Raw genomic sequence first — 12,312 nt, 5'->3', positions numbered from 1 at the left:
GTTTGGCCTCAACGGGACGTCGGGGGTGTCACGGGAAGGAATGGCTGATCGGGATTTCCCGTCCAGCGCATCAGGGCGATGTCGGCGGTCTGGGCACCGCGACCGCCGGAGTTGACGGCCAGATAGAAAAGGCCATCCCCGACAGGCTCCAGTCCGACATCGGATTTCTGGTTCCAGCCCCGAATACCGGTAGCGGGATCGCGCAGACCGTCATCGGCGAGCGGCAACAGCAGCCCCTGCTCCCAGCCGTTTCCGTCGGCAGCGAGCACGCCGACAAGGTCGCCCATGACCGGTCGGGCATCCGCCTCGACGGCAAACATCAGATAGTTCGGAAAGTGCGGCTTGCGGCCAGCATAGACGCCCATGAACCAGCGCCGGCTGGCGGCGTCATAGGCCAAGTTCTGCACGCCATAGGTGGTGTTGCCGGTGCGGACGAAATACTTGCCGTCGTGGGTTGTTGGGCCGCTGCGGTGCGGCTGGCTTTCGACCAACGGACGCGCCAGCTCATCCCAGCCCGACACATCGTACTGAAGCAGGACCTGATGATCGTTATCGGTGCGGCCCGTGTGGCTATAAATGCCATAGCCCACGGTCAGGAGTTGCGGACCATCTTTTGATCCGAAGCGCGGGCCGAAGGCCACGCCATCGATGCCCGATGCGCCATAGCGATGATCCGGTGTCTCGGCGATATTGCCGTCAAACCGGCCATTACCGTCCATGTCGGCGGCGTAGTCCCTGCCCACCTCTGCGAGATGAACGGTCTGGAACAGGGGCGACGCAGCCGCCGAGACGCCAACGCGATCCAGCCCCGCTACATCGATGACGGCAACATAGAAGGCCTCGTCGGCCTTATACTCCAGCGAGCCGTAGAGTTTTCCGTTCTCGGGGTTCAACGCCAGATCGCCGAGGTGCCCCTTCCAGCCGACCAGCGTCCCGACGAGATTGCCTTGGAAGTCGTATTTGGCCAGCAGATCGGTGAAGGAATAATAGATGAAGCCGTTGACGCGATCGACGGCAATGCCCTGCACATGACCGGCATCCCATGTGCCGCCATTCTGGGTCAAAGGCAGCTCTGTCGCGGCGATCTCGCGAGCCTCCGCCGTAGAAATTTGAGTGCCTGCCAGCGACGTCCCGAGGATCAACAAGGCAGGAACAATCGCTCTGATCTGGCTACGCGGTACCATGAACGCCCCCTCTACTAAGGCGACGCTTAGCCAGCGTTCACGAAGCTAAATGCAAAGCTCGGAGAATTCGGAACGACAGTCGCGCGAAAGAACCGTGTCCGTTAATCCGTTCAAAGAAATACCCGCGAGATGCGGGCTTGCGTCCCTTACCGGTTCATGAACCGGTCAGGGACGCGCAACCAAGGAAACTCACGCCGGGAGGCGCGTCAGTTGGCCGGTTTTTTCAACACGATACCCTGCCAGAACCGTCGTCTCGAACGGCTTTGCCATAATGGTCGACACCTTCATGAGGCGGGCTTCAACATGCTCCGGATGAAGGGTCAGATGCACGAAGCCCTTGGCTGATTGGTCGCAGAAAACCACTTCGTCATTGGCCTGCATCAGGGCCTGCCCCAACGGGAAACCGCCCAGTACATCAGCGATAGAAGGACTGGACACCGCTGCGGTACCAAACTCTACCGCGCGTTTCTGGCCTGAGGCGTCTTTCAGGTCATTGACCCAAAAGGCGTGGCTGTCGCCAGACAGGACTATGGGCTGGACATCGGCCTCTGCGAAATCTGCATAAAGGCGCTCGCGGTCAACAGGATAGCCGTCCCAGGCATCGAGGTTGAACGGCATGCCCATTTTGAACAGGAACAGTGCCTGCTCGAACTGGTCGCGGAAAGCTTCCGGGATCTGCGCCATCAGGCCTGCGACTTGATCGGGCGTCATCAGTTTCGACACGTCGGGTCCCTGTACCCGCGCCATCACCACCTGATTGCCCAGCACCTGCCAGCGCTTGCCGCTGGCCTTGGAGGCCTTCAGTTCAGAGCGCAGCCAATCGTGCTGTTCGCCCGACATCAGGCCGCGCGCCGGATCGTTGCGCAGGGCCGCAAAGGCTTCAAGGTCCAGAACAGGCTCGCCGTCCGGCCCATTCTTGGCGGTTAGATCGCTCTCATAGGCTAGCGCCTTGATGCGGCCCGTCAGGCGGGTCTCGACCATCAGCAGGGAGGCCAGATCACCGAAATGGAAGCTGCGGTTGATCGCTTCGGGCAGCTTACCGGCAGCGGCCTCGCGGATCGGCATCCACTCATAATAGGCCTTAAGCGCATTGGCCTTGCGGTCGGCAAAGGCCCCTTCGCTGTCAGGCTGATGGTTCTCTGCGCCGTGCAGCCAGGCGTCATTAGCCGTTTCGTGGTCGTCCCAGACGCAGATGAACGGAGCCCGTGCGTGTGCCGCCTGCAGGTCGGCGTCCGACTTATACTGGGCGTGGCGGATGCGATAATCCGACAGGCTGAGGATTTCATGCGCCGGTTCGGGAACGCGGTTCAGACGCTGACCAGTGGCCATGCCATAGTCGCTGTCCGAGGCTCCATACTCGTAGATATAGTCGCCCAGATGCACCACGGCATCCAGTTCCGGCATGGCAGCAATGGCCTCATAGGCATTGAACAGACCGCCCGGATAGAGCTGGCAGGACACCACCGCCAGATTGACCGGTCGCACGCCATCCGCCGCCAGCGTCCGCGTGCGGCCGACAGGTGATGCCACTTCGCCTGCAAAGAACTGGAAGCGATAGTCGGTCGCAGGCTTCAGGCCCGTCGCGTCGATCTTGATCGTATAGTCACGCTCGCGACCCGTTTGGATCGAGCCATTGGCCACAATCTGATCGGTCGCCGCATCGAACACACGCCACTGCACCATAACCGGAGCGGTATGCCCCGCTGGCGGCGTAACACGCGACCACAGGATGACGCGGTCGCTCAAGGGATCGCCCGAGGCAACCCCATGCTCGAAACGCACCTGCGCAGCCTGTTTGGCCATGGCGGCGGAGGCATAGCCCCCTGCCGCGCCGGCTCCCAGCAGCCCAAGAAGGCCACGACGATTGGTTTTCATTCCCGCCGCTCCTTTAGTAACGCACGGTGAAGGCAACGCCGTAGGTCGTCGGGCGACCGGCGATGAAGGTCGGCAGACCAAGGGCATCACCCGTATTGCCCGCGTCCTTGATATATTCTTCGTCCAGCAGGTTTTCGCCGAACGCCTCGACGCCCCAGTTACCCGAAGCCGGCTGATAACGGACACGCAGGTTCAACAGGCCATCGGCGTCCTGATATTCGTCCTGCACCAGATCGGCGACGAAGTTCTGGGTCTGCAGGGCCGGAATGTCGTTGTTGTCGTCGAAGAAGACCTTCGATTGCCACGTATAGGTGGGCTGGACCTCGATGGTGCCGTTGCTTGCGGCTATGCGCCAGGTCGCACCGATCGACGCCATGTGGTCCGGCGACAGGCGGAAGTGGTTGCCGTCATAGATGCCGGTATCAAAGCGCGAATGGTTCCAGCCATAGGTGGCAAAGACATCCAGCGCATCATGAGCGGCCCAGAAGACTTGCGTCTCAAAACCGTACGATGTTGCCTCGCCCGCATTGGTGGTGACAAAGCGGGTGCCTTCCTGAACCGTGGTCTGGAAGTTGTCATAGGCATAGTAGAAGCCCGCCACGTCGAAGCGCAGACGACCTTCATTCAGCGCGAACTTGCTGCCGATCTCGAAGCTGTCGACCGTTTCGGCTTCGACAACTTTAAAGGACGGTGCAGCCAGAGGAGCGGACGGGCCACCGACGCTCAGGACCTCGGGGCGACGGCCACGCGCATAGTTGGCGTAAATGCTGGCATCATCCGACAGGGCATAACGGCCCGTCAGACGCCATGTGAAACCATCGTCCTCATGGTCGGCATAGATGAAGTCACCGTTATTGGCGGTCGGTTGGGCGGTGATACCGAACAGCGGCACCATGCTGGCCGGCAGTTGGCCAATGGCCGGATTGGCCAGAGCTCCCAACAGGGTCGGCACCTGAGCCGCAGGAACACCACCTTGAATGATCGCGAGCAGGCCACCGGCTACCGAGCGGCGATCCACCGAAGAGGCGTATCCGGTCGTCTTCTCATCGCGGGTATAGCGAACACCACCTGAGAACTCGAGGCGGTCGGTCGCCTTGAAGGTCAGATCACCGAACAGGTCAAACGAAGTCAGTTCGCTGGCGTTGGTCGGGGTCTCGATGTGGGTGGGGTTCAGGTTACCCACCAGTGCAGGAACCAGCGCGCCCGCGCCCATCGGGCTCAGCGTGCTTTGCAGGAACAGGCCGACCACGCTGGGATAGGCCGCTTGCGGCAGGGTGTTATGGCCAACGCCAGCCGGATTACCGTCCAGCAAGCCCGCCAGTTGCGCCAGCGCGATACGCTCGTCGAACTGGGTCGGAGTGCGCTGATAGCCTTCTTCCTTGAAATAGCCTGCGCTGACAAAGCCGGACAGTCGGTCATTCACTTCAAAGTTCAGGCGCAGCTCCTGGCTCCACTGCTCGCCATAGGCCTCTTCGGCAGCGATAAGCAGCGGCAGGGAAATGCCGTCGGGATCAAATGTCTCGTAGCTGTCGAACTGACGATAGGCCGTGGTCGAGTTCAGCGTCATGTTCGGCGACAGGTCCCATTTGATCAGGCCCGTCACGCCCCAGACCTCGCGGTCCAGACCCAGCGCCTTACCGCCGTCAAAGGCCCCGCCCGGCGTCAGGGCTGCGCCTTCCCACGGGGCGCGACCACCCAGAACCTGACCGGTTTGCGGATTGGTCGGGTCATAGTGGACCGATTTAAACGAGGTGCCAGAGGCATCGTCCGTTTGGTAGTTGGCGATCAGGTCGACGCGCACGGCATCGGTCGGCATCCAGCCTGCCGACACGCGGAAGGCCTGGGTCTCGATACCATTATAGTCGTCGCCGCCGTTCAGGTTATCGACCGTGCCATCGCGGGTCTTCATGCGCGTGGCCAGACGCAGTGCGAAGTCCTCACCGACCGGCAGGTTCACGAAACCTTCGACCGAGCGATAATCATAGTTGCCAACCTCGGCGCGGCCCTCGGCGTCATACTGACCCAGACGGGCGCGGTTCTGCACGAGGTTCACCGCACCGATCAGAGCGCCACGGCCATAGAGGGTCGATTGCGGCCCCTTGGCCACTTCGACGCGTTCCAGATCGAACAGTTCGACATAGGAGCCGCGCGATTTCGAAATCGACACACCGTCCTGATAAACCGACACGCGCGGCTCGGCGGTGGCTGCGCCCGAGTCCGAGGTGATGCCGCGCATCACAAAGCCCGGATTGTTCGGCGACTGGTTCTGCACGAGGAAGCCCGGCACGAAGCTCGAAAGCTGTTCGAACTCCTGAATGCCAAGATCCTTCAGGAACTGGCCGTTATAGGCGGTCAGCGCAAAGGGAACCTCGATAGGATCCTGCGCGCGCAACTGGGCCGTGACAACAATCTCGCCAAGATTGGTCGAGCGATCCTGACCGCTATCGGCGACCTCGTTAGCAAACGCCTGACCCGCACAGAGCGACAGGGCCGCCGCCCCCGCCAGCAACATTGTCTTGGTGGCCAAAATACGCATGCAGTCCCCTTCCGGAATGAGAGGGGCCGACAGCTAAACAGCGTCCGTGTAACGACAAAGACGATGCGAATACCGCAATATAACAGTGATTTTTCAGATAGGTTACGGTTGATCCGTATACCCGCAAACCTTGCTCGAAGAACCTAGACCTGCGCGCGCAAGGCCCGCGCGAGGGCATCCATGTCCGCCATTGTATTGAACAGGGCGGGCGTAATACGGATGCAGCGACTGCCCCCCATGTCGCGCGCGACGGTGAAAATGCGGTGCTGCTCTAACAGTCTCCGTGCCAAATCGTCGGTGGCTACGGGCCCATCGTTGCCGCGCAATCGAAAAGAGGTGATCGCGCCGTAAAGGGCTGGATCGTTCGGCGTCAGCACCTCGATCTGCGGGATATCCGCAACCTGATGCACCCACCGGTCGCGCAGGTCGCGGAGGCGCTTGGCCTTGAGGGGCAGGCCGATGGCTTCGTCAAAATCCAGAGCCGCGGGGACCGTCAGGAATGCAGCACCGTTCAGCGTGCCTGTGCCAAGGCGCTGGCCGATCGTTTCCGGCCCTTCGATGGTGGCGGAGATATCACGGTCGATCTTTTGAAGCGCACTTTCGCGAATGTGCAGGATGCCGACGCCCAACGGCGCAGCCAGCCACTTATGGCCGTTCAGCCCGACAAAATCGCAATCCAGATCCGCCAGATCAAAATCCAGCTGTCTCCAGCTATGGGCGGCGTCCACGATCACATCTATCCCGCGCGTCCGCGCCAGTGCCGCAATCTCGCGCACCGGTAGTACCAGTCCGGTCCGGTGGCTCAAATGGGTCAGCAGCACCAGCTTGAGGCGGGGATGTGCATTGAAGGCCTCGGCGTAGGCATCAATCAGCGACTGACGCGTGGCCGGTTGTGGCAGGGTCAGGGTTACGCACTGCGCCTCCGCCTTGCGCGCCAGCCCCTCCATCGCCCCTTGCATACTGTCATAATCAAGGTTGGCGTAGAGGATCACATCGCCCGGTTTCAGCTGGTTATATCCGCCAATCAGCGCCTTCAGCGCCTCGGTGGCATTGCGGGTAAAGGCGATTTCTTCGGCTGGCACGGCCATCACGCGCGCCAGCCGGTCCCGCACAGCGGCCATGTCTCGCCCCATGCCGCGACGGCCATAGTAGCTGGTGTCGCGGTTCACGCGGTCCAGATGGGCGATGTAGGCGTCGCGCACGGGGCGCGGCATCATCCCCCAGTTACCGTTTTCCAGATGGATGACCTCGCGCGTGGCATCGAACTGGCTGGCGACCTGTTGCCAGAACCGTTCGCTATCCTGACTGGTCATCAGCATATCGGCATGCGCCTTGGCCGCCATCGTGCCGGTGCTGGTCGCTATCCCCGCCCCCAGCAGACTGCGTCGGTTCAGATCAAACATTGCCATCCCCTCCACGGGACATCGGCCCGCACGTCCTCACACGCGGGCCGACACTCACTCGGACTGCGCTATCAGAAATTATAGCCCAGGCGCACCCAGAACTGACCGCCATCGGTGTCAAACGGCGCGCTGCGCGAGTACAGCAGGCCACGGTTGGCATCGCGTGTTGCGCGCTCCGGATAGGTGTTGAAAATGTTCTCGGCACCCGCCTTGAGGTTCACACCGTTAGCGAAGTCGTACGACACCGTCAGATTGACCAGTGTCATCGGATCGAACTCCTGCCACAGCCGCTCGGCATCGTCCGGATCGGTACCGGTATCGATCCAGTCCCCATAGTAACGGGCGCGTAAATCGACGCCGAAACGCCCCAGATCATAGCCGACGCTCCACGACGCGCCTGCCCCCGGCATCGAGCGCCGCGCGAACAACTCCTTGTTCAGCGGATTAAGCGGAGCCAGACGGTCGTCGGTGATCTCGGTCTCGTTCTTGTTGTAAGAAATGCTGGTGTTGAAGCGACCCGGACCGATGTCGCGGCGATAGGCCGCCACAATGTCCACACCTTGCGTACTCGCCTCATAGGCATTCATGAAATAGCTGAGCGAGGTGAAGTTGTTCGGGTTGTCGGCCCATTCCGGCACCGTGGTCGAGAAGGTGGTCAAACGATCTTCGGAATCGATGCGGTAATAGTCCACGCTGAGTGTCAGACCGTGGTTGGCATAAACCAGACCCACAGCGCTGTTCTTGGTCGTTTCTGGACGCAAAGGCTTGGCCCCCAGTGCGACAGCCAGCGGATCGTCCACCGTCAGACGACCACTGTTGTTCACCGAGCCATTGGTCATATTCAGACTCTGGCTGAAGGCCGACGAGTAAAGATCAAACGGCTTGGGCGCGCGGAAGCCTGTCGAATAGGTGCCGCGCACGGCCAGAGCCGGCGTCAGCGCATATCGCGCGGCCAGACGGTAGTTGGTCGTGCCGCCAAAGGCATCGTGATCCTCATAGCGTACAGCCACACCCAGCGTCAGCGGCTCGATCGGTTTCAGCTCAACATCGACATAGACGGCCGAGGAGCGTGCATCCCACTCACCGGCCTTGCCCGGCCCATATCCGGGCATGCCATTGGCCCCCACGGCCAGACCCTCGGCCGCCCCTGCCCCGATCTTCCATGACGCCTCGTCGCCCTGCTCGACCCCATAGGTCAGCAGGCGCGTCTCGGCACCAAAGGCAATGTTCACCGGTTCGGTCAGGCCAAGATCCAGCTGATAGACAAGGTCGGCACTCAGGACGAAATCGTCCTGATACTCACGGCCAAGGAAGAAGTCGGTCGGGCTGTCCGGCCCCATCGAGGCGTTCACCGTGTCGTCCAGATCAAAGGCCACGCGGCTACGGCCCCAACTGGCTGCCACATCATAGGTCAGGTTCCGGGCCAGATCACCGCGTAGACCACCGGCGAACTGATAGTCCTGAATATCGGACTTAAGCTGCGGGGTGAAACCGGCCGGAAACACGTCCCTGAACGAAAAGCCGGGGAAGGCATTGGTCGGCTTGTAGACGTTGCTGGTCGCGTCGGGATTGCGCCAGTTGAAATCGGTCTGACCATGCGCATCGTTGAACAGGCCAAAGCCGTAGAGCTCATGGCTGTCGGTCAGGCGATAGTTTGCGCTGATCGAGCCCTTGATACGCTCCTCTTCCGGTTGGCCCCATTTCTGGACCGGATCGCGCACGTCCAGATGTGGGTTGGCCTCCTGGAAGGCGATCGCGTCCGGTCGCTGGACCTGACGGCCTGTACGACCTTGCGAATTATATTCCAGCGCGCCGCTGAGGGTGCCGCGGTCAGACAGATTCACACCCCCGCCGACACCGATACGGAACTCTTCGCCGTCGCCTTCATAGTATTGCGAATACTGGCTGAAGGCACGAAGGCCCGGACGATCATCCAGAATGACGTTGATGACACCGGCCAGCGCGTCCGAACCATACTGCGCAGAGGCCCCGTCACGCAGGATTTCGGTGCGGCGGATGGAGGCCGTCGGAATGCTGGACAGGTCAGGGGCCTGACCATAGGCCGAGTTGTGGTACCGGCGGCCATTGACCAGCGCCAGCGTATACTTGCCCGGCATGCCCCGCATGGTCGTCGGGCGCACGAAGGCGGGCGGATCGGCGTGCTGGCGCTGGACATTGAACGAGGGTGCCAGCAGCGTCAGCGTATCCTGAAGATCACCCGAGACGGTCTCGCGGATCTCTTCCTGCGAAAGCACATCGACCGGCGACAGGGTCTGTGCGGCGGTGCGGGCGGTCTGGCGCGTGCCGGTCACGACCACTTCGCCGACCTGATGGGCGTCCTTTTTCTCGTCGGACTGTTGCCCCGCCTCGATGACCGAAGCCCATCCCAGCCCCGGCATCATACCGGCGACCACAGCGACAGATACGAACAGATTACGTTTCACGACAGACACCACATCCCCCTCAATCGAGGAGGCTGGGCTAACGCCCCTTCATGTCAGCTCGGCCATGGATGTCTGTCTATTTGAAGAACAAAGATCGATGGGAATGTGACGTATATTCCGTGTGCGTGATCAGGCTTTCAGCTGCCCAGCCTTTCGCGTGAAGCGTTCGCCCGGTCACCGGACCTTGGCCAATATACGCTCCAGCGCCTGATAGGGGCGGCTATCATCTGGCCGCGCCCAACTGGTGGTCTCTATGCCGCCATTACGGTTCAAAAGTACCATCCCCGGAAGGGAACGGCCCCTGAGCCGTGCAAGAAAGCGGGATCGGCGCGCCATGGCATGAGGGACAATCAGCCACGGCATGCCAGTCTGGGACGCATAGTCCAGCGTCGCCGCGTGGCTGTTGTCATCACCGACATAGACCACTTCGGTCCGGTGGCGCCCCCCGGCGAGCGAGGGGTAGGCTGCTTTAAGGGTCGGCAGAAATATCCGGCACGGCCCACACCATGCGGCCCCGTAGTAGATCAACAGATAATCGACCGAGGTCTCCAGCCGCGCCGCCACAGGACCGCTGCGCCCCAGACGCAGATAGCTCTGGCCTGCCAGCCCCCCGAAGTCGCGCGGCGTATCGGGGACCACGGCGGCGGCCCCCAATCCGGCGACAATCTCGCGCCTAGAATGCAGCATTCAGACGGATAAAGGCGCTGCGCGGCACGCGCGGCCCATACACATAGGTCGCGTCCCGATCAGGACCGCTCTCGAGGTCGTCCTGTCTTTGATCAAACAGGTTCTTGATACCAAAGGTCACATCGAACTCTTTGCCGTCCGGCGTATGGATGTGACGTGTCAGGCTGACATCGGCGATGAAGAAATCCGGCGTCGTTTCAAGACGGCCCGTATTGTTGTTCAGCACCTTCATCGGTCCCGTATGGCGAACCGCCACATAGCCATCCCAGTCGGACGAGATGTTCCAGATGCCCTGCGCCACGGCCGTCAGCCGCGGAGCCTTCATAAAGCGGCGTGACTGAACCAAAGTCCCCTCTTCGTCGTCAAACAGGGTTTGGGCCTCGTCGTAACTGGCATTGAGCCAAGCCAGACCCGCAGTGACCTGAATATTTTTGCGCACGCGCCAGTTTGCATTCAGCTCGACGCCCGCAACGCGTGCTCCGCTGGTATTGGATCGAAGCTGGTAGAGGCCTTCTTCGGAAGAGGTAATCTCGCCCAGGGCAAAGGCATCCTTCAACTCTGTCAGATAGACCTGACCATCGACAGAAACCGCAACGTCGTTCCATAGCGGACGCCAGTCAAAACCTAGCGAGAAGGATCGGGCCTTTTCAGGATCCAGATCGTCAGCGTTGACAATGCGGACCGGCTCGCCCCCCAGTGTTTCGACGTGCACGTCCTCGCTGAACAGTTCAGGGGCCCTGAAGCCGCTGGAATAGTTGGCACGCACGACCCACGTGCTGGCGGGCGACCACCACAGTCCCAGGCGCGGCGATAGGACAACCTCCTCCAGTTCCGAGTTCTTGTCGGCCCGCAGGCCGGCGATCAGTTTGAACTGGCTGGACAGGCTCCACTCGTCTTGAACGAACACGCCCGTGTTGCGGAACCGCCCCGCATTCAGTCGCGCCAGCCACGCCCCCTCGGCGTCCAGATTGTCGTCGACCACATCTTCCTGACGATACTGGATACCCGCCGCGAGCGCGTGGGCACCGACCGTTGTCTGGCCTCGCAGCTCGCCGAACCAGAGGTCGTTCGTCGTGCGGCCATACATGTTCCGCGCGTCGGCTCTGGCCTGTTCGGCCTCTGCAGGGTCAAAGTCCGGATGCGAAACGTCCAGCACAACGCCTCCGAGCCCCCCGTAATAGCTGGACCTGTCCAGCCCCGCATAGGAAACGACGGCGTTGACCGATGTCACGGCATCGGGCGTGTAGACATATTCCAGTGACCCGCGATGGATCGAGGTTTCCAGAGCCTCGGCAATTCGGGCCTCGTGCGGGGCCCGTTCCAGCGCATCGCCCCCGCGACGATCTTCGCTTACATACTGATAGTCGAGATTAAGACGCGAACGGCCCGACAGGGCGATTGACGAGCGCAAACCGAGGATGGCCTGCTGGCGCACACCGATCTCGGAAAAACCGTCGCTGTTCAGGTCCAGCGCCTGTCCGTCCTCGAACTGGCCATACAGCGTGGTGTAGGTGTCGGTTGCCTCGGACACCCAAGATTGGGCCGCAGACAAATTCCATATCGACGCATTGCCCGCGCGATCCAGTCCGGCAGAGACCCGCGTACCGGAACGCTCGGGTATCTTGGGCAACACATTGACCACGCCGGCCACCGCGCCCGGACCGTAGAGTGCCGACGCACCACCCTTCACGACCTCGATACGGTCGATCAAGACGGCGGGTACCTGCTCCACACCGTAGACAGCGGCCACGCCGGACATCATCGGCAGGCCGTCAAACAGGATCTGGTTATAGGCCCCCGGTAGCCCCAGAAGCTGGATCTCGGTGGTGTTGCAGTTCTGGCAGTTGTTCTCGGCACGGGCTCCGGGGAGGAACTCCAGCGCGTCGGCCAGCGTCTTCGGGGCGGCGTATTGCAGCACCGTATAACCCACCACATCGGTGCGGATCGGAGCTTCGCGCTGGGTGCGCGCGCTTCGCGTGCCGGTCACCACCACTTCGTCAATGACCACCTGATCATCGGCCAAGGCCAAGGTCGGCACGCTGCACAAAGACACAGCGAAAATACTGAAGGCGGCTGTCGAGCCAAGACGACGTTTGTGATTCATTTTGACATATGAACAATCTTATTTTGATTGATCAAATTCAAAATCGCGGTGCGGCACCTTGTCCTCGCGGAGAGCTGCG

The 12,312-nt window shown here is 61.3% G+C and carries 7 protein-coding genes; all 7 read right to left on the bottom strand.

Annotated elements, in window-relative coordinates; translation table 11 throughout:
- Positions 1-8: 8 nt before the first annotated feature.
- Positions 9-1,184 (bottom strand): hypothetical protein, encoded by a 1,176-nt coding sequence (locus tag B3B04_RS07140; protein WP_292041407.1) that lies wholly within the window; start codon positions 1,182-1,184, stop codon positions 9-11.
- Between the two features lie 189 nt (positions 1,185-1,373).
- A complete protein-coding gene (locus B3B04_RS07135; protein WP_292041406.1) occupies positions 1,374-3,059 on the bottom strand; it encodes an alkaline phosphatase D family protein in 1,686 nt (561 codons plus the stop codon).
- A 13-nt stretch (positions 3,060-3,072) separates the two neighbouring features.
- Entirely contained in the window at positions 3,073-5,595 is a 2,523-nt protein-coding gene (locus B3B04_RS07130) for a TonB-dependent receptor (RefSeq protein ID WP_292041404.1), read from the bottom strand.
- 143 nt (positions 5,596-5,738) lie between these two features.
- Complete coding sequence (locus B3B04_RS07125; RefSeq protein WP_292041402.1) at positions 5,739-6,998, bottom strand: aminotransferase class V-fold PLP-dependent enzyme; 1,260 nt, start codon at positions 6,996-6,998, stop codon at positions 5,739-5,741.
- A 71-nt stretch (positions 6,999-7,069) separates the two neighbouring features.
- Positions 7,070-9,442 (bottom strand): TonB-dependent receptor plug domain-containing protein, encoded by a 2,373-nt coding sequence (locus B3B04_RS07120; protein WP_292041400.1) that lies wholly within the window; start codon positions 9,440-9,442, stop codon positions 7,070-7,072.
- A 174-nt stretch (positions 9,443-9,616) separates the two neighbouring features.
- Entirely contained in the window at positions 9,617-10,129 is a 513-nt protein-coding gene (locus B3B04_RS07115) for a thioredoxin-like domain-containing protein (protein ID WP_292041397.1), read from the bottom strand.
- Positions 10,116-12,233 (bottom strand): TonB-dependent receptor plug domain-containing protein, encoded by a 2,118-nt coding sequence (locus tag B3B04_RS07110; RefSeq protein WP_292041396.1) that lies wholly within the window; start codon positions 12,231-12,233, stop codon positions 10,116-10,118. Before B3B04_RS07110 ends, B3B04_RS07115 begins: the two co-directional genes overlap by 14 nt.
- Positions 12,234-12,312 lie beyond the last annotated feature (79 nt).

This window comes from Brevundimonas sp. UBA5713, assembly GCF_002419815.1.
Classification (GTDB): Bacteria; Pseudomonadota; Alphaproteobacteria; order Caulobacterales; family Caulobacteraceae; genus Brevundimonas.
This window is presented reverse-complemented; position numbering and strand designations above follow the sequence as displayed.